General features: G+C 74.6%; 12 protein-coding genes. 4 read left to right on the forward strand and 8 right to left on the reverse strand.

Annotated features, from left to right (window positions below; translation table 11 throughout):
- Nucleotides 1-5: 5 nt before the first annotated feature.
- From ACFYM0_RS36305 to ACFYM0_RS36320, 4 genes are all read right to left on the reverse strand, one after another.
- Nucleotides 6-3,671, reverse strand: coding sequence for an SAV_2336 N-terminal domain-related protein (locus tag ACFYM0_RS36305; RefSeq protein WP_388509513.1), 3,666 nt, complete (start codon nt 3,669-3,671; stop codon nt 6-8).
- Nucleotides 3,668-4,732 (reverse strand): AAA family ATPase, encoded by a 1,065-nt coding sequence (locus ACFYM0_RS36310; RefSeq protein WP_388509578.1) that lies wholly within the window; start codon nt 4,730-4,732, stop codon nt 3,668-3,670. Before ACFYM0_RS36310 ends, ACFYM0_RS36305 begins: the two co-directional genes overlap by 4 nt.
- A gap of 93 nt (nt 4,733-4,825) precedes the next feature.
- Nucleotides 4,826-6,913, reverse strand: a complete 2,088-nt coding sequence (locus tag ACFYM0_RS36315) for a hypothetical protein (protein ID WP_388509516.1) — start codon at nt 6,911-6,913, stop codon at nt 4,826-4,828.
- Nucleotides 6,910-8,175, reverse strand: a complete 1,266-nt coding sequence (locus ACFYM0_RS36320) for a hypothetical protein (RefSeq protein WP_388509518.1) — start codon at nt 8,173-8,175, stop codon at nt 6,910-6,912. The genes ACFYM0_RS36315 and ACFYM0_RS36320 overlap by 4 nt, the downstream gene beginning before the upstream one ends.
- Before the next feature lie 323 nt (nt 8,176-8,498).
- Here ACFYM0_RS36320 and ACFYM0_RS36325 point away from each other — a divergent pair, with 323 nt between their 5' ends.
- Nucleotides 8,499-10,850, forward strand: a complete 2,352-nt coding sequence (locus ACFYM0_RS36325) for an immune inhibitor A domain-containing protein (RefSeq protein WP_388509521.1) — start codon at nt 8,499-8,501, stop codon at nt 10,848-10,850.
- A gap of 39 nt (nt 10,851-10,889) precedes the next feature.
- Here ACFYM0_RS36325 and ACFYM0_RS36330 read toward each other — a convergent pair whose 3' ends face one another.
- The 4 genes from ACFYM0_RS36330 to ACFYM0_RS36345 all read right to left on the reverse strand — a co-directional run bounded on the left by ACFYM0_RS36330 (nt 10,890) and on the right by ACFYM0_RS36345 (nt 15,682).
- On the reverse strand, nt 10,890-11,267 hold the full coding sequence (locus ACFYM0_RS36330) for a VOC family protein (protein ID WP_388509525.1): 378 nt from the start codon (nt 11,265-11,267) through the stop codon (nt 10,890-10,892).
- 58 nt (nt 11,268-11,325) lie between these two features.
- The gene (locus tag ACFYM0_RS36335) at nt 11,326-12,822 is read right to left on the reverse strand and encodes an NAD(P)/FAD-dependent oxidoreductase (protein ID WP_388509528.1); all 1,497 of its coding nucleotides are present in this window, start codon (nt 12,820-12,822) and stop codon (nt 11,326-11,328) included.
- A 223-nt stretch (nt 12,823-13,045) separates the two neighbouring features.
- Entirely contained in the window at nt 13,046-14,638 is a 1,593-nt protein-coding gene (locus ACFYM0_RS36340) for an esterase/lipase family protein (RefSeq protein WP_388509531.1), read from the reverse strand.
- Nucleotides 14,639-14,722: 84 nt separating this feature from the next.
- A complete protein-coding gene (locus tag ACFYM0_RS36345; RefSeq protein ID WP_388509534.1) occupies nt 14,723-15,682 on the reverse strand; it encodes an oxidoreductase in 960 nt (319 codons plus the stop codon).
- 587 nt (nt 15,683-16,269) lie between these two features.
- Between ACFYM0_RS36345 and cbiE the strand changes: the two genes are divergently transcribed.
- The 3 genes from cbiE to ACFYM0_RS36360 are packed head-to-tail and all read left to right on the forward strand — an operon-like array spanning nt 16,270 to nt 19,065.
- Nucleotides 16,270-17,568 carry a precorrin-6y C5,15-methyltransferase (decarboxylating) subunit CbiE gene (gene cbiE, locus ACFYM0_RS36350; RefSeq protein ID WP_388509537.1) on the forward strand — a complete coding sequence of 433 codons (1,299 nt, stop codon included), beginning with the start codon at nt 16,270-16,272 and terminating at the stop codon, nt 17,566-17,568.
- Nucleotides 17,565-18,314, forward strand: coding sequence for a precorrin-4 C(11)-methyltransferase (gene cobM, locus ACFYM0_RS36355; protein ID WP_266903575.1), 750 nt, complete (start codon nt 17,565-17,567; stop codon nt 18,312-18,314). The genes cbiE and cobM overlap by 4 nt, the downstream gene beginning before the upstream one ends.
- Entirely contained in the window at nt 18,304-19,065 is a 762-nt protein-coding gene (locus ACFYM0_RS36360; protein ID WP_388509540.1) for a cobalt-precorrin-6A reductase, read from the forward strand. Before cobM ends, ACFYM0_RS36360 begins: the two co-directional genes overlap by 11 nt.
- The last annotated feature ends 94 nt before the right edge of the window (nt 19,066-19,159 follow it).

Raw genomic sequence — 19,159 nt, forward strand, 5'->3', positions numbered from 1 at the left:
GCGGCTCAGGCGTCCGCTCCTCCATCAGCCGCGCCGCCCAGGGTGAACGTCGCGGCGCCCGACGGCGGCAGGAGCGTCCGCCACGCCTCGGGCAGCCCCGTGCGATCGGCGAAGGTCGCGTTCATGAACTCCCCGTGGTCCGCGAAGTCGGCCGCGTCGAAGGTCACCCGGTCCGCGAAGAACGTGCCTTTGAAGAAGGTCGGTCCGGCGAAGGTGGCGTGGTCGAAGGAGGCCCGGCCCTCGAAGCGGACCTGGTCGAACACCGCGCCGGAGCCCCAGACGGTGGACGCGAAGGTGGCGGGCCCCAGGAAGGTGGTCCGCCGCCAGTCGGTGTGGCCGTGGAAGACCGTGTGCACGAGGTCGGCGGCGCCTCCCACCCGCATCCGGCCCAGCCGCGCCCTGTCCCACACCTCGGCCCCGGTCATGTCCAGGTCTTGGGCGAACACGGCCTCCGCGAATCCGGCGTTGCCGTTGAAGTCCGCTCTGACGAAGCGCGCTTCACGGTCGAACACGGCCGCGTCGAAGGTCGCGCCGCGCCGGAAGTCGGTCCGGCCGAAGGAGGCACTTCCCCTGAAGTGAGCCGCTTCGAACGCCGCTTGGCCCTCGAAGACGGACCGGTCGAAGGAGACCCGCCCCCCGAACTCGCCCCCGGGCGTGGACCAGTCACCGGTGAAACGCGCCCGGTCGAAGAGGGCCCTGCCCATCCTCACCTGCCGCACCCCGGGCTCGCGCAGGGCGAGCAGCAGCTGGTCGAGCAGGTCGTCGCCGAAGGTGGTGCCCCGCAGGTCCACCTCCGAGCCCGGCCGCAGCCCGTGGAGGTACTCGGCCCGCTCCACCGCCGACACATGGGTGAGACAGCGCAGGCGGCCGGGCAGTCGGATGCCGATGCAGCCGCCCGGATCCGTCCGCGTGCCGCCGTACCCGCAGCGCGGCCAGCCGACGCCCGGGTCCTCGGTCCTCAGATCGGCATCGATCAGCGCCCGCCCCACCTCGGCGGCGGGGGCGGACCAGATCCACCCGCGCGGCTGCGTCCCCGTGTCCGCCAGCTCCTCGGCCGCGAGGGATTCCAGCCCGCCCACACCGAGCAGCGATTCGCCCTTCACGATGACGACCGCCGCCGGGTCCCGGGGGCCGGAAAGCGGCCCGGCGGTCTCCGGGCGGCCGACCAGCGCCCGGGACTCGTCCACGGCGGGCCCCCGCAGATCGGGCGTGAACCGTCCTCTGGACAGGGCCACCACCAGGGAGATCTCCCATTCGCCGGAGCCCGCGCGCAGCCGCTCCAGGGCCGCGGGGAGTGCGGTGAGGGTCCTCCCGGCCTGTGCGAGCGAGCCCGGATCCACCAGGGGAACGAACAACACCCCGTCGTCTCCCTGGGATCGGACCAGGCCGCCCTGGTCCACGTCCGCCTGCGCCCGCAGGAGGGCCTCGGTGACTTCCTCCCTCGCCGAGCGGCCGACCGGCCCCCGGTGCACGTGGATCCGTACCGCCAGGCAGACACCCGAGCGTTCGTCCCCGGTGCCCGTGTGCGCCGCCACGGCCGCCCGGAATGCGGGCTGCTCCAGCAGGGCCTGCCCCGTCAGGAACACCATCCGCTCCGGCAGCACCGTGTGCACGATGCCCGCCAACAGGCCGTTCCGGGAGACCGGGGCGCCCGCGTAGAGGGTCCAGGCCTCCGGTTCGGCGGAGAGCCGGACCAGCTCCCCGTTGCGCTCTCCCTCGTACGGGAGGACCTCGGCCGCCAGCGCCACCGCCTCGCCCTGATCGGTCGAGCCGTCCACGACGAGACGCTCCCCCGGGGCCGCGAACCCCTGCGCCCAGGCCGGCTCCGTCCAGTGCGCCGGGTCCACGAGGTCGACCTCGGAAACGAGCAGGACCACTTGGGGCGACGCCCCGTCCCCCCAGGCCTGGCGGCAGAGGAACTCCTGGTCCTCGACCCTGACCCAGGCGAAGTCGATCGGCCGCGGGGTCTGCACTGCCTCACCGACCGTCAGGACCAGCCGTGGCGACAACAGCACGCCCACCCCCATCGGCTCCCGCTGCGACTCGAGGCGGACCCGCACCACCCGGTCGGCCAGTCCCGACACCGGCCCGGCGGCCAGGGCGAACGGCAGAGCCCCCGGCGTCAGTTCCCGGCGCCCCCCGCCCCGGGGCCCGCGGCGGATCGCCGTGAAGTCCCGGCCGGTGCCGCGCGTGTGGGACATGTACTCCCACACGCGCCGACGCACCAACTCCCTTACGGCGGCGACGTCCCCGCGCAGCTGCGACCCGAGCAGGGCTTCCCGCACGCCCGGCAGGAACTCGAACTGGGCGGTGTCGGGCTCCTGTTCGCCGTCCCAGGGGGCTAGCAGGCCGCCCAGGGCGACTTCCGCGAGGTGTCCGTGCTCGGAGTCCCGCAGCAGGGAGCGGCGTACGAGGGTCATCACGGGCAGGGTGAGCGGTACGGCGGCCAGGTGGTCGGCGAGGCGCTGGGCCGTCGGCGAGGCACTCGCACGGAAGCGCTCCACCGCCTCCAGGGGGTCCGGGACGAACTTCGGGGACCCCGGTGTCCCGTACGGGCCCCCGCGCGCGGGTTCCGCGTCGAGGCGCAGGCACGCGAGCCGCCGCCAGCGGCCGTCGCCCGACACCACCCGCACCAGCCGGGCCAGGCTCCCGGAGGCGATGCCGACGACCGGGATCACCGCCCCGCCGCCGCGGGCCCGCCGGGCGATCGGGACCCGCTGCCAGGAGCGGGTGGCCGCCGCGGGCCGGTCCGCGCGCACGGCGAAGGGGACCGGCTGGACCGCCCCGCGCGTCCAGAGCCGCTCGGGCAGGACGTTCAGTACGGCCACTGCGTTGTGCGCCGACCACTGCCGGAGCACACCGCGCAGGGGGGCTTCGCGCCAGCCGTCGGCGACCGTGTCGGAGAGCACCAGGATCAGCCGCCGGCCCGCCGGGTCGACCAGCTCCAGGGGGTTGCGGGGCGGGCTGTCGCGATGGTGCGCGACCATGGGGGCGCCGCCGGGGCCGGTGCCCGTGAGCCGCCAGGTCCGCACGTCGCGGAAGACCCCGCTGCGGGTGAGGACTCCGCGCACCTCCTCCACCAGGTCGGACCAGAGCAGCATCGAGTGGTGGGAGTCGACGACCAGGGCCACGTCCAGCCAGCGGCTCTCGGCGGGGCGCAGGACCGGGGTGAGCACCATCCGCTCGATGCTGCGCTCGACGGTGAGCTGTTCGTCCAGCTCCTCCCCCGGGCCGCCGATGCTGCGGCGGCCGATCGGGCGCAGGGCGCGCATCAGGGCGAGCGGGTCGTCGAGGGTGGCGGCGCGCGGCAGCCGCACCGCCGTGCCCCGGCGCGCGGCCGGCGCGGGCGCGCCGCCCCGGGCGCCTCCCGCGGCCCGGCCGGCGGCGGGTTCCGCGGGGGCGTCGGGGGTGGGTGCGGGGGCGTCGGCCGCGGCGAAGTACTCGACGCCCGGTTCGACGGCGCCACCGCGCGTCGTGACGGGTGATTCGGTTCCCTCGGGCGCGGGTCGGGGTCCGCCCGCCGGAGGTGTCCCGGGGGGATCCGGGCGGGAGCCGGCCGCGTCCACCCGGGTCGCGAGCCACAGGATGTCGGCGATCTCCTCCGCTCCGACCCCGGGGCGGGGGCCGTCCTCGGCGCCCTCGGCCAGGGCGGCGAGGAGTTTCTCGATCACGCGGAGGGTCCGGTGAGGTGGTGCATGACGGTGGCGAGGAAGCGTTCGCGGTCGCCGGGGGCGGACCAGGCTCCGGCCAGCCGGAGCTGGATGGCGTTGAGGAGCTGGTCGGTGGCGAGGTCGCCGTCCTCGGCGCGTTCCAGGAAGCTCTGGACCAGATCGCGGTACTCGTCGCTGTTCTCGATGTCGACGCCGAGCCGGCCGCGCACGATGCGGGCCAGTTTGTCGGGTCCCGGCGGGTCCAGGTGGAGCCGGACGCAGCGGCGCAGGAAGGCGGGCGGGAAATCGCGTTCGCCGTTGCTGGTGAGGACGACGATGGGGAAGTACCGGCACTGGACGCGGCCTTGGGAGATCCGGACGACCTGCTCGGTGTCGTCGTCGGTGCCGATGGCGACGGTGGGGGCCTCCTTGACGAGGCGGGCGAGCTCGGGGATGACGAACCCGCCGTCCTCGAAGGCGGTGAGGAGGTCTCCGGGGAGGTCGATGTCGCTCTTGTCGATCTCGTCCACGAGCAGGACGCGGGGGCGGTCCTGGGGCAGGAGGGCCGTGCCGAGGGGGCCGAGGCGCAGGTAGCGGGCGATGGACGGTCCGCCGTCGGCCGGGGCGGGAAGGTGCCCGTGGGCCGCGGACGGTTCGGCGCCGGGCGTGCGCAGCTGCTCCAGCCCGGCCTCCTGGAGCCGGCCGATCGCGTCGTACAGGTACAGGCCGTCGCGCAGGACGGTGCGGCTGGTGACCGGCCAGTGCAGTACCGGCCCCAGGCCGAGGTCGGCGGCGATGCTGGAGGCGAGCGTGGACTTGCCGACACCCGGCTTGCCGGTGATCAGCAGCGGCCGGCGCAGGTGCAGGGCCGTGTTGACCACGTCCTTCTCCAGCTCGTCGGGTACGTAGCCCTCGCCGCGCCGCCAGGTGCGCTCCCAGGCCGGTCCCTCGCAGCCGGGAGCCGTGTACCCCGGGTCGGGGACGCCCTTGAAGTCGCGCCAGGGCGGTGGCGGTCCGGCTTCCAGCCTGGCCCGGCGCTCGGCGGCCTCACCGGTCCCTTGGTACAGCCACCAGTCCTTCACCACAGCCTCTGCCTCCATCGTCGGTGTCGCGGGCCGTCGCCGCGAGCGGTCATCGGGATCGGTGCGGATGCGAAGTCGGGAGCGGGAGCGGGTTCAAGCCAGGTTCCGCAGGGTGAGGGTGTCGTCGGGATCGTCCCACAGGAGGACCAACCGGTCTCCCCCCGGCGGCTGTCGGCGATCGCCGCCGGGGGCGCCCGCGCCCGCGACGGCGGCCGCCCGGCGCACCGCGCGCACGCGGGCGGGCAGCGCGAGCACGTCGAGTGCGCCGGGGTCGGGCGGCCGCCCGTCCTCGCCGGCCGGCACCAGCAGGGCGAGCAGGTCGTCCGCGGACCAGCCCGGAGCGGGGCCGCCCGGAGAGGGGCCCCGGTGCCATAGGGCCACCGGGACGCCGCCCTCCAGGACCGCCTCCACCACCGCCGCCGTCCGCGCCCCGGCCCTGGTGTGCGCCACCACGCACGCGGGCGCCGGTCCCGCGCCCAGCTCCATGCCGAGCCCGTCGGACGCGTCCGCGTCGGCCACCACGCGGACCGCCTCCGGGTGCCGGCCGCCCTGGGCCCACAGCCAGCGCCATTTGCCGCGCCATTCGGCGCCGCTGTACTCGCGCTCCTGCGGGCAGCGCACCACCACCTGGTAGAGCACCCCCAGGGGCCGGGTCCTCCTGCCCGGGCCGCGCGGGACCGGCCACTGGTCGAAGTCCAGGTCCAGCAGCTCGTACGGCACGTGGAACTCGATCCGCTCCACCGCACCGGCCGGCCGCCCTGCCTCCGCGTCGGCTCCCAGGGCCCTGTTCGCCGCCATGAGTTGCCCTACGAGTGCGTCCCGTACCGCGTCCAGCCGGACCGGCTCCCCCTCCGATTCCCAGATGTGCTCGGTCGCCTCCCGCCGCAGCCACATCCGGGCGAGGAATCCGTCCTCCCCGCCCGGCGGCGTCTCCAGCCGCACGTGCAGGGCCATCCTGCGCGGCGGCGGGGGCGGGGGCGGCAGCGCGGGCAGGCCCAGGCGTTCGCGGGTGACGCGCACCCAGTCGCGCAGCCCGGCCGCCCACCGCTCGTCTCCCGCCGCGCCCTGCTCTCCGAGGAACCGCACGAAGGGCACCGGGAGCGGCATCCCGGCCGGCCCGCCGTGGCGTTCGTCGAGGTCCTGGGCCACCTCCAGCAGGGTGTCGCCGGGCAGTCCGCCCCGGGCGGGGGCCGCGCAGCCGGCCGCCTTGAACGCCCACAGGTAGGCCTCGTAGGCGCAGCGGGGCAGGTCGCGGTCCGCGAAGAGCTCGCCGAGTCCGTCCCAGGCGGCCTGGTCGAGGCGGCCGGCGCGCGGTGGCGGCATGCCGGGGAGGTCGTCCTCGAGGAAGGAGCAGGCGTCCCAGTCACGGTCCACGACGAACTGCGGGAGCTGCCAGCCTTCGCCGCGTTCGCGCAGGCCGAGGAAGGTGCGGTGGATGGAGCGGGCGGTGTCGGCGAGCCCGGAGACGGCCTCGCGCACCGGGCGTTCGCCGAGTTCGGCGAGGAGTTCCTCGGTGAAGCGGCCCGCGCCGCGCTCGGCGTCGTTCTTCGCGGCCTCGCCCTCGCGGGAGGCGTACAGCCGGAACTGGCGCCGCCCCGGGACGGTGGCGCCGCCGCCGTAGTCGCTGGTGCCGAAGTTCCACCGGGCGTCGCGGGGTGCGTCGACCCGGCAGGCGTCCACCAGGGCGGCCTGGTACCGGAAGAGCTCGCGCTTGACCAGATTGGTGCGCCACCAGCGCAGCGCGGAGTCGAGGTTGAGGTGGCGGATCTGGCCGGGCCGGGCGTCCGCGGAAGGCAGCATCAGTTCACCGCGGCGCGGTTCCGTGTAGCCGTGTCCGGCCCAGAAGATGACGAGCAGATCGCCTTCGCACGCGGGGAGTTCGTCGAACAGCACCGATTTCACGTTCGCCTCCGTGGCCGGACGGTGCGTGGTGCGCAGGGAGCGCAGGGCGGCGGAGGCCGACCAGTCGAGCGAGTCCGGGTCGTCGAGCGGGGACAGCAACAGCCTTACGTGGCCCGGCGGCACCTCCCCCGGTCCGGTGAGCCAGCGGGCGAACCGCAGGGCGTCGCGGGCCGGACCGCGCAGGTTCCAGTGGCGGCTCACGTCGTAGCTCTCGACCCCGGCGACGAGCGCGAAGGTGCGCGGCCCCAGGTCGGCGGGCAGGAGGTCGAGGGGATTCACCCGATCTCCGCTTCGGCCACCGCCTGTTCGATGCGTGCGTAGAGGGCGTCCTGTTTCCAGTAGGCGCTGTGGCAGGCCGGGAAGGGCTGGCGGCTGGCGATCTCCTGGTCACTGACGCGCGGGTCGCCGGGGAAGACGGGCTCGGCGAGGTAGGACAGCACGTCCTGGCGGTCGTAGACGTTGAGCCAGCGCGGGAAGGCGTACGGGAGCCTGGTGCCCGGCACGATCCCGGCCAGTGCACCGAGTTCGTGGAGGAAGGGTGCCTGCGAGCCGACGGTGACGAGCAGTTCGACTCCGGGTACCGGCTCGCCGCGGGCGGCCGCCAGGGCGAGGAGGTCCACGAGGGCGATGCCGCCGAGGCTGTGCCCGATGAGCACGGTCGGCCCCGGCTCGGCGGTGATCCGCTCGTGCAGGAACGCGCGGAGGTCGGCGCCCCGGGCCTGGTAGCGCAGGATGTCGCCGAGGGCGGGGGTGGCCCCGACGGTGAGGGAGCCGCGCCAGGCGTTGAGCAGCGGCTGGGTGGTGACGCGCAGGGCGAGCCGGCCGAGGACGGCGGCGGCCCGGGCGCCGGGGACCCGGGCGTCGCCGCCGAGGCGGGTGGTGATCAGCTCGACGAGGCGGTCGCGTTCGGCTCCGGTGCAGTCGGCCTCGGCTCCGGCCGAGGCGAGGGCGGCGGCGGTCACCGCGCGGGCCAGCGCCTTGGCCAGCTCCCGGGCCTGCGGCTGGCCGGTGGCGCGGGCCCCGGCGCGGGCGGCCTCGGCGGAACGGAAGACGGTCTTCAGGGCGGCGGGGAATCCGGCGGCGAGGCCGGTGCCGAGCAGTAACGCGGCCTGTTCGCCGCCGTCGGGGACCCCGGAGACCTCGGCGAGCAGGTCCAGTACGTGCTCGCCCGCGGACTGGACGCCGGGCATGGCGAAGCCGTCGTCATCGGGCGCGCCGTCGGGCCGTCCGTCCGGGTGGCCGTCGGCTCCGGTGTCCCAGCCCGCTTCCGCCAGCACCCGCAGCTCGCAGAGCGGGTCGGCGATCAGCAGCCCCCACTCGGCGATCTCCTCGTCGTCCGGGCCGGGGGCCGCGCCGGGCGCGCTCAGTCCGGGTACGGAACGGCCGTGAGCGCTCAGGGCGGCCCCGTACCGTTCCCCCCAGAAGCAGGAGTCGACGGCCGCCCCCGGGAACCGGGCGGTCAGCCGGTCCCGGACCAGGGCGAAGAGCAGGTCGTGCCGCTCGCGCCGCACCCCCGTGCCGTGCACAAACAGAAAACGCATCGCGGCTCCGCCCCCTCGCACAGTCGTCCCCGCTCGGCACGATAGCGCCGTGCGGCGAACGGGGCCCTCGGAACGTCGAGTTCGGGGGCCGGAGCGGACGCCGGACCGCACCGGGCATCAGCCCTGGCCGCACGCGGCCGTCCGCCCCACTCCCCCGCCTCGCCGCGCCCGGCCCTCGCCCGGTCCTCGCTCGACCCTCGCCCGGCCTCCGGCCGCACCGGGCGTCCACCCCTCCCACACCTATCAATCACCTGTCACATGTGAAATATTACTCCCGCTTCGGCCGACCCGGCCGACCGGAACCTCCAGAAAGGTCAGCTACCTTGCGCAGACTCGCTGCGGTGGGAGCGGCGATATCCATCGCCCTCCTCGCCGCCCCCGCGCTCGCCGCCACCGCACCCCCGACCCCGGCCCCGACCCCCGCCGGGCAGCAGCAACAGGCCGATCAGCAGCAGGCCCGGCAGGCCGCCGCCCCGCCGCCCGCACCCCTGGAGCTCCAGCGCCAGGCCCTGCGCCGCCAGGCCCTCGAAGAGGTGGCCGCCGGCCGTCCGGGGGGCCTGCGCGCCGAGGCCGACGGCAGGTTGCCGCGCCTCGCCAAGATCGGCAAGCGGTACGTCGAACTGGCCCGGGAGCGCAAGGACAAGGTCTTCGTGATCCTCGCCGAGTTCGGCGACCAGGTGGACAACACCACCGAGTTCGAGGGCAAGCCGCGCTTCGGCGGCACCCCGGGCCCGGCGCACAACACGATCGGCAAGCCTGCCGCGGACGACAACCACACCCTGTGGCGCAGGGACTTCGACCGGTCCTTCTACCAGAAGCAGTTCTTCTCCACCGATCCACAGTCCGCGTCCCTGCGCGCCTACTACCGGCTCCAGTCCTCCGGCCGGTACGACATGGACGGCATGGTGACCGACTGGGTCAAGCTGCCCTGGAACGAGGCCCGTTACGGCACGGACAACTGCTCGGAGTCGGGCCAGTGCCGGAGCAACTGGGACATGATCCGGGACGCCACGGACTCCTGGTACAAGTCCGAGCGCGCAAAGGGCCGTACGCCCGAGCAGATCAAGGCCCAGCTCGCCGAGTACGACGTGTGGGACCGCTACGACGCCGACCACGACGGCAACTTCGACGAGCCGGACGGCTACCTCGACCACCTCGTCGTCGTCCACGCGGGCAAGGACCAGACCTGGGGCGGCGGTACGCAGGGCAAGGACGCCGTGTGGGCCCACCGCTGGTTCGCCTACTGGAACCAGGCCGGCAGCGCGGGCCCGGAGGGCAACAAGGCGGGCGGCGCCCCGGTCGGCGACACCGGCATCTGGGCCGGGGACTACCTGACCGGCGGGGAGAACAGCGGCGCGGGCCTCTTCGCGCACGAGTTCGGGCACGACCTGGGCCTGCCCGACCTGTACAGCTCGGACGGGGACAACAGCGTCAACTTCTGGTCCTTGATGTCCTCGGCGTCCTACCTGGGCAAGGGCCGCAATTCCACCGGAGAGTTCCCGGGCGACCTCGACCCCTGGAGCAAGCTGCAGCTCGGCTGGCTCCGGTACACGGAGGCCGACGCGGGCCGCACGACGCGGGCGACGCTCGGGGTGTCCGGCTACAACACCGAGGATCCGCAGGCCATGCTGGTGCACCTGCCGCCGTCTTCGACCACGACCGAGCTGGTCGATCCGTACGCGGGCGCCAGCCAGTGGTGGAGCGGCACGGGCGACTTCATGGACAACACGCTGTCCCGCACGGTCGACCTTTCGGGGATCGCGGCCGGGACGGCGGCCCGCCTGGACGCCCGCGTCTGGTACGACATCGAGCAGGACTTCGACTACCTGACCGTGGAGGCCTCCACCGACGGCGGGACCGCCTGGACGGCACTGCCGGGCACGGTGGACGCCACGCCGATCGGGGCGAAGGGGATCTCCGGCACCTCGGCGGGCTGGACGCAGCTCTCGATCCCGCTGACCCGATTCAGCGGCACATCGGTCCAGTTGAGGCTGCGCGTCACCTCGGACAGCAACACCCACGGCAAGGGCGTCACCTTCGACGACATCCGCGTCACGGCGGGCGACGGCGACGCCCGGGAGCTGCTGCGCGACGGGGCGGAGCAGGGCGCGAACGGCTGGACGGCGGTCAAGTGGTCGCGTACGGAGGGTCGCACGGGCAGCGAGCAGCACCCGCGTGCGTACTTCGTGGAGAACCGCCGCTACACCGGCTACGGCAGCCTGCTGCGGACCGGTCCGTACAACTTCGGCTTCACGGGCGACAAGGTGGAGTTCTACCCCTACCAGCAGGGCGTGCTGGTCTGGCTCTGGGACACCGCGTACAGCGACAACACCACCAAGGCGCACCCCGGCGGCGGCATGCTGCTGCCCGTCGACTCCCGCCCGGAGCCGCTGACCCACCCGGACGGCACGCTCCTCAACGCGCGTGCGCAGACCTTCGACGCACCCTTCTCCCTCGGGAAGAGCGACCGGATCGTCCTGCACAAGGCGGGCGCACCGACCGTGATCCCGGCCCGGAGCGGCGTACCCGTCTTCGACGACCGTTACGGGTCGTACTGGAACGCGGGGCTGCCACAGCTCGGGGTCAAGGTGCCGGACACCGGGACCCGGCTCACCGTGGTCAAGGAGGCCGCGGGCGGGGCTCTGACGACGGTGCAGCTCAGCCCGTCGAAGTGACCGTCCCGGACTGAAGACGGGGCCGGCGGGGGCCGCGGGTCAGTGGCGCACCAGACAGAAGGGGTGCCCGGCCGGATCGGCGTAGACCCGCCAGCCCTGGCCGGCCCGGTCCCCGTCCAGCAGGGTGGCCCCGCAGGACAGAACCTCCGCATGGGCCGCGTCCAGGTCCGCGACGGCGAAGTCCAGGTGGAGCTGCTGGGGCCGGGCCGGGTCCGGCCAGCGGGGCGGCCGGTGGTCCTCGGCGTACTGGAAGGCGAGGACCTGGCCGGCCGGGAGGTGCAGGGTCGCCCAGGTCGCATCGGTCGCCCAGCGCCGGTCGGGACGGTTGACCTCACCGCCGGCCAGGCACCGGTAGAACGCGGCCAGCGCCGCCGGATCGGGACAGTCCAGCACCACGCACTGCAGCTCGGCGATCATGGGCCGATCCTAGGGGGTGTCCTTCGGATCGGGCCAGGCAAGATCCGAAAGAGACGACCTAGGCGTTCCGGCGCTCGCGCAGCTCCGCCGGCGGGCCGTGGTGGGCCGGGTAGGCCGTGGTCTCCGGGGTGGCCGGGAGGTGCCGCTTGGACAGGACGCGGAACATCGTGACGGGGTCGAGCAGGGTGCCCGGCGGGCTGGTCAGCGACAGCACGCCGAAGAAGCGGGAGGCTATCGCCTGATCGGTGTTGGCTCCCGCCATCACCCGGGACATGTAGCGCTGCAGGATCCGCGTGGCCCGGTCCGGCGGCGGCCCCTCCGTCACCGGGTACCGCATGTCCTCGCTGGTGGCGATCTGCCAGGGCACGGCGGCCGCCGCGAGGGTCCGGCGCTGGATCCGCCGGGAGGCCGCGGCGATCTGCCCCGGGTCCAGGGCGCGGATCTCCTTGGCCAGGGCCTCCGCGGCGAGCGCGGCGACCGTCATCCCGTGCCCGTACACGGGGTTGACCCGGCAGGCCGCGTCGCCGAGGACCACGAACCCGTCCGGCCAGCGCTCCAGGCGCTCGTAGTGCCGCCATTCGTTCATGTTGTTCCGGAAGGCGGTGGGCGAGGACAGCGGGACCGCGTCCCGGATGGCGTCGTACAGGGCCGGACTGCGCAGGCTCCGGGCGAACGGAAGGAATTCCTCCTCCCGCGTGGGCGGGGCGTGTTCGCCGTTGCCGACCAGGGTTACCAGCCAGCGGTCCCCGTCCAGCGGCATCAGCACACCGCCGCGCGGGAGTTCGGGCCGGCCCTGGACGTACATGCCCTGCCAGCGCCGGCCCGGATCCTCAGGGATCTTGAAATAGCGGCTGGAGTACCCGAGATGGGAGTCGTATCGGGTGACCGCCGGAGCCGGGTGGCCGAGTGCCGTGAGCCAGGCCGGGGCCTTGGAGGAACGGCCGGTCGCGTCGACGACCAGACGAGCGGCCAGCCGCTCGCCGCCTCGCAGTTCCACGCCGGTGACCGTACGGCCGTCCGGCCCGGCCACGAGCCCGGTGGCGGCCGTACCGGCCCGGACCCGGACACGGGCGTTGCGGAGCACTTCCCCGCGCACCGTCGAGTCGAGCAGCTCCCTGCTCGCCAGCAGGACTCTGGCCCCGTTCACCGGCCCGAACCAGTCGGCCGGGCTGAGCCAGAGGAAGTCGCGCGGCGAGTCGAAGAGGCCCGCCCCCGCCGCCACCAGCTTGTCGGTGATGCCCGGCAGCATCAGCTCGATCAGCTCCGCACCCCGCGACCACAGGATGTGCGCGTGCCGGGACTGGGGTATCCCGGGGCGCAACACCGGCTCACCCTGCGGCAGTTCGTCCCGCTCTATCAGGGTGACCCGGGAGAACCGCATCGCGAGCACCCGCGCGGCCAGCAGCCCGGCCATGCCCGCACCGAGGACCACCGCATGGTCCTCGGCACGGTGCTCGGCGCGGTGCTCGACGCTTCGCTCGGCGTGCGGATCGGCCTGCGCATCGGTGTGCGGGCCGGTGGTACGTAGGTGGTTGTCCGTCGTGTCGTCGTCCATGCCGCCGAGTGTGGCGGGGACGGGCCGCCCTGGTCAGGGCCCGGACGGGGCGCCCGGAGGCTCGACGGGGGCGGACGGGCTCATACCGGGGCGCGCCCCCTCGGGGCCTCGGTCCTCACCTCGGTCCTCACCTCGGTCCTCACCTCGGTCCAGACCTCGGTCCAGACCTCGGTCCAGACCTCGGCCCGACCTCGGTCAGCCCTCGGCCGGGACCTCCGCCGGATCAGGGGCAGAGGACCGTCCAGGTGACCTTCACGTGCCCTCCGTCGTCCCCGCGGAACTCGCTGGTACGGGTCCCCGGCTGATCGGTGTAGGGATCCCAGGCCACCGTGCCCCGGGCGACCAGGTCGTCGGCCGAGGAGGCGTCGTAGTCCCAGAGGAAGACGCCGATCTCGAACGGGCCCGGCCCGTACGTGGTCCCCGACCCGACGCTCTGGTGGAAGTACGGGTCCGGGTTGGTGCGGTTGCCCTGGTTGGGGAAGGTCGACGGGGCCGAGCCCGAGCGCGACCACACGGCGGTGCGCGCACCTTCACCGGTCCGGACCGTGATGTCCCCGTAGAGGGCGGGGCGGGTCGTGCCGTCGTCGAAGTAGGTCAGTTCCGCCTGGTCCACGCGGACCCGGCAGGCGGGGACGCCCTGCACCGGGGTCACGGTGTAGGTGACGGAGGCCTCGCCGCCGTCCACTCCGTTCGTCTTCGCGGTGAACCGGCCGAAGCCGAGCGCCGGGTCCCAGTGGACGCGGCCGGCGGCCATCACGTCGTCGTTGTTCCCGGCGCTGTAGTCGGCGTCGACGAGGTAGGCGGTGACGGTCGCCCGGCCGGTGAAGACCTGACTGCGGGTCGAGTCGTCGAGTCCGAACCAGGGGTCGTGATCGGGAAAGGCGGTGGCGCCGGACCGGTCGCGACGCCAGAGGGAGCGGGCGGTCCCGTCGGTGGTCAGGGTGAGCCCGTCGTAGAGCTCGGGCCCGCTCTCACCACTGGAGGTGAACCGCGCCGAGTCGACGGTGATCCGGAACGGACCGGTCTTCAGGTCGACCTGGCTCACCGGATCCTTGGAGAACTCGGCGACGATCTGCCGCCGGACCCAGTCGTTGCCGAGCAGCCCGTAGTGCGAGGGACAGCCGCTGTCGCCCACGGGCAGGACGTGGTTGACGGCTCCGGCCAGTTCGGTGGAGCGCGGGGCGCGGCTGTCGCCGGGCGGGATCTGCTGGTCGCAGGTGGAGCTGAAGGTGGTGTAGCGGGTGGCGCCCGGGGTTTCGTCTCCCGCGTTGAGGGCGTTCAGGAAGGGGCTGCCGGGGGTCATGTCGGCGAGCGAGGCCGCGTGGATGTCGCAGAAGGTGGCGAAGGGCCCGCACGGGGCGGCGTCCCCCGCCCCGTGGTTGGGTCCGCCGAGCGAGACCCAGGCGCGGACCCGGGAACTCCCGCCGTCCTTGAGGTACTTGCGCGTCAGCAGCGAGCCCATGCTGTGTGCGACCACGTCGACGGGGCGGCTGCCGAACCGTTCGGCGAGGAAGGCGCCGAAGCGGGCGGCGTTCGAGTCGTTGGTGGCGGCCCAGTCGTAGCCGAATTCGGCGAGGTCACTGGAGAGCCACCCCTGGGCGTGCAGGTAGTCCTCCAACCCGTCGAGGGAGGCCGCGGTGTCCCCGAAGCCGTGGACGAGGACGACCGGCGTACGGCGCTCCGCGCGGTCGACGCCTTCGGCGGCCCGCGCCGTCGGGGCGATGAGCAGAGCGGCCACCAGCGCCGCGGCGAGGGCCGCGGCCAGGGCGACGAGCATCGGGAACAACAGGGGCACGGGCAGGGCGGATCTGCGCATGGCTCTCCCAGGGGATCCGGCGTGACACGACTCGGACTCGACAGCCTGAAGTGACTGGCGAGTAGCAAGTTAGCCCCCGGGGATTCAGCGCGATAGAGACGTGTACGAGACTCCGGTGAGCTTTTCGGAGGCACCCCAGAGCCGTTCGCCGGACTTGTCGTCCAGGGTCCATTTCGCCCGCCGGGAGCGGACGGGCGCACCGCGCAGGCCGAGCCGCGGCCCGATGAACTCGTCGGGCCGGACCCCGGGCGCGGTGGCCGCGTACAGGGTGGGCAGCGCGCCGGAGGCGGCGGACTGCGCGATGACGGTGTTGCCGATCGCGTTCCCGAGAGCGGTGGCGGCCGCGGTGAACCGCGAGCCGAGGGTCGTCCCCGCCTGCGGGGTCGCCCCCACGTGGAGGTTGGTGGCGGCGTAGCCGGGGTGGGCGGCGGCCGCGACGACCTCGGATCCGGCGGCCGCCAGGCGGCGGGCGAGCTCGTGGGTGAAGAGCAGGTTCGCACTCTTGGAGCGGCCGTAGGCGATCCAACGCCGGTAATCGCGCTGGCTGTTCAGGTCATCGTGTGCCACGTCCCCGAGGGCGTGGAAGCTGCTGGAGAGGTTGACGATCCGGGCCCCGGGCGGGGCGGCGAGGAGCCGGGGCAGCAGAAGCCCGGTGAGGGCGAAGTGGCCGAGGTGGTTGACCCCGAACTGCGTCTCGAAGCCGTCGGCGGTCCGGCCGTACGGCAGCGCCATCACGCCGGCGTTGTTGACGAGCAGATCAAGGCTGCCGTTCCGGCGCCGCCCGTACGCGGCCGCGAACTCCCTCACGGAGGCCAGATCGGCCAGGTCCAGCGCCATGAACTCCACGTCGGCGCCGGACACTTCACTCCGCAGGGCGACCTCGGCCGCCCGCCCCCTGGCCGCGCTCCGGCAGGCCAGCACCACCGCGGCGCCGCGGCGGGCGAGTTCCCTGGCGGCGGCGTAGCCGATCCCGCTGTTGCCTCCGGTGACTATGGCCGCGCGCCCGCTCTGATCCGGCATCCGGCTTGCCTTCCAGCCCGCCATGGCGGCTCCTCCCGTCCCGGCGGCCCCCACGGCCCACCGGCCCCCGCACCCTACTCCCGGCGCCCTGCCCGGAACACGGCCCCGCCGTCGGCCGCACGCCACCGCTGCGCGGGCCGAAGTCCCCTACCCGACCTTCCCCCGTTCCCCGGGCTCCGCCCGGACCCCCACGCCTCAAACGCCCGCGGGGCTGGAAGCCGCGATCCTCCAGCCCCTCCGGCGTTTGAGGAGCGGGGGTCCGGGGGCCGGCCCCCGGCAACGGCGCCGCACGCGGCAACGGGTCCGGGGCGCAGCCCCGGGGAACGGGCGAAGGGCGGGTAGGGGACCCCGCCCCGCAGGGCCCGCACACGCAGGCCTGCCCCGGCCACCGGCGCACCCGGGGTCCGGGGGCACCGGCGGCCGGGGGTCCGGGGGCCCGGAGCCCGGGGGTCCGGGGCGGGGGGCCCGGGGGTCCGGGGGCCCGGAGCCCGGGGGTCCGGGGCGGGGGGCCCGGGGCGGGGGCCCGGAGCCCCGGGCCCGCCCGCCAGGGCGAAAGGGTGGGCCCAGTAGGCTGCGGGTCCACCCGCTTCCAGTACCCCGAGGTCCACCCCGTGAGCTCCGCACCGCCCCCCGTACCCGTGTCGGTCGTCGGCCTCGGCGCCGACGGCTGGGACGGACTGACCGCCCCCGCCCGGGCCGCTCTGGTCGGGGCCGAGGTGCTGATCGGCGGGCCCCGGCAGCTGGACCTGCTCCCCCTCGGGGAATGCGGTGGTGCCCGGGTCGCGTGGCCCAGCCCGCTGCGCCCGGCCGTGCCGAAGCTGATGGCCGAGCACGCGGGCCGCCGCATCGCGGTGCTGGCCAGTGGTGACCCGATGTTCTACGGGATCGGCCGCGCCCTGTCCGAGGAGCTCGGCCCCGACGCCCTGCACGTCCTGCCGCACCCCTCCTCCGTCTCGTACGCCTGCGCCCGCCTCGGCTGGCCGGTGGAGGACACCGAGGTGGTCACCGTGGTCGGCCGCCCGGTGGCCCGGCTCGCGGCCGCGCTGTACGAGGGCCGCCGGGTCCTGGTGCTGAGCGCCGGAGCACCGACCGCGAACGAGATCGCCGCTCTGCTTCGAGAGCGGGGCTTCGGACCCAGCCGGATGCGCGTCCTGGAACAGCTCGGATCCGAGCACGAGGACGCGTACGAGGGCCTCGCCCGGAGCTGGGAACACCCGCCCGGCGACCCCCTCAACGTGATCGCCGTCGACTGCCGCCGCGACCCCCGCGCCGGGACCCCCCGGCTCGGCGCGACCCCCGGCCTGCCCGACGCCGCCTACGAGCACGACGGCCAGCTCACCAAGCGCCACGTCCGCGCCGCGACCCTCTGCGCCCTCGCCCCGGCCCCCGGGGAACTGCTGTGGGACATCGGCGGCGGCTCCGGCTCCATCGGCATCGAGTGGATGCGTACGCACCCCTCCTGCCGGGCGGTGACCGTGGAGCGGGTGAAGGAGCGGGCCGCGCGCATCACCCGTAACGCGGCCGCCCTCGGCGTGCCCGGCCTGCGCGTGGTCACCGGCTCCGCGCCCGACGCGCTCGCCGGGCTGCCCGCCCCCGACGCGGTGTTCATCGGCGGCGGCCTGACCGCGCCGGGCCTGCTCGACGCGGCCTGGGAGGCACTGGCCCCCGGGGGCCGGCTCGTGGTCAACACGGTCACCCTGGAGTCGGAGGCGGTCCTCACCGACCGCTACCGGCGCCACGGCGGCGAGCTGGTGAAACTGGCCGTCGCGCACGCCGTGCCCGTCGGCGGTTTCACGGGCTGGCGCCAGGCGATGCCCGTCACCCAGTGGACGGTCACCAAGCCGTACCCGTCCCACCCGGCCCACCCGCACTCCCAGCCCAACCCCGAAATGGTGGATCAGACGATATGACCGTGTACTTCATCGGTGCGGGCCCCGGCGCCGCCGACCTGATCACGGTGCGCGGCGCCCGGACGCTGGCCGCCGCCCCCGTCTGCCTGTACGCCGGCAGCCTGGTCCCGCGCGAACTGCTCGCCGAATGCCCTCCGGATGCCCGCCTGATCGACACGGCGCAGCTGAACCTGGACGAGATCATCGCCGAGTGCGTACGGGCCCACGCGGCCGGCCAGGACGTGGCCCGGCTCCACTCCGGCGACCCCTCCGTCTTCAGCGCCGTCGCGGAACAGATGCGGCGCCTCGACGCGGCCGGCATCCCCTACGAGGTCGTCCCGGGCGTCCCCGCCTTCGCCGCGGCGGCCGCCGCGCTGAAGCGGGAGCTGACCGTCCCCACCGTCGGCCAGACCGTGATCCTGACCCGGATCTCCCAGCAGGCCACCCCGATGCCGCCCGGCGAGGACCTCGCCACCCTGGGCCGCAGCGGAGCGCTCCTCGTCCTCCACCTGGCCACCCGCTATGTCGACCGGGTCGTGGACGAACTCCTGCCGCACTACGGGGCCGAGTGCCCGGCGGCGGTGGTCGCGATGGCCAGCCGCCCCGACGAGCTGATCCTGCGCGGGACGCTGGCCGACATCGCCGCCCAGGTGAAGGAGGCCGGGCTGGTCCGCACGGCCGTCATCCTGGTGGGCCGCACCCTGGGCGCGGAACAGTTCCGCGACAGCCACCTGTACTCCGCCGAGCGCGACCGGCATGCGTGTTGATCCGGCCGCCCCGGAGCCGCACGTCCTGATCCTCGGCGGCACCACGGAGGCCCGCCGCCTCGCGGAGGCGCTGGCCGCCGCCCACGGCTCCCCCCGGGTGACCACCTCCCTGGCCGGCCGGGTCGCCGCCCCGGTGCTCCCGCCCGGCGAGACCCGGATCGGCGGCTTCGGCGGTCCGGACGGGCTGGCGGCCTGGATCGGCGCCCACGGGGTCACGCACCTGGTCGACGCCACGCACCCCTTCGCGGAGCGGATGAGCTTCAACGCGGCCGCGGCGGCCGCCCTTTCGGGCGTGCCGCTGCTCGCGCTGCGCCGCCCCGGCTGGACCCCGGGCTCCGGGGACGACTGGCACTTCGCGGACTCCCTCACCGAGGCGGCGGCGCTGCTCCCGGAGCTCGGCTCCCGCGCTTTCCTGACCACCGGCCGGATGGGCCTGCACAGCTTCGCGCACCTCACCGAGCCCTGGTTCCTGGTGCGTTCGGTGGATCCCCCGGCCGCGCCCGCGCCGCCGCGCCTCGAAGTCCTGCTCGCGCGCGGCCCGTTCACCCTGGCCGACGAACGGGACCTCCTGGCCCGCCACCGCATCGACCTCCTGGTCACCAAGGACAGCGGCGGCTCGGCCACCGCCCCCAAGCTCACGGCCGCCCGCGAGGCGGGCATCCCGGTCCTCGTCGTCCGCCGCCCACCGGTGCCGGAGGGCGTCCCGCAGACCGGCTCCGTGGACGAGGTGCGGACCTGGCTGTCCGGCTGAGGGGTGAGGGCTGAGCGGGTCCGTGGCGCGGACCGGCATCCCGCCACGCCGAGGGATCACGGAGGATCGATTCGCCGCTCGGAGCCCTCCTAGG

It is taken from the genome of Streptomyces sp. NPDC006487, from assembly GCF_042870555.1.
GTDB lineage: Bacteria > Actinomycetota > Actinomycetes > Streptomycetales > Streptomycetaceae > Streptomyces.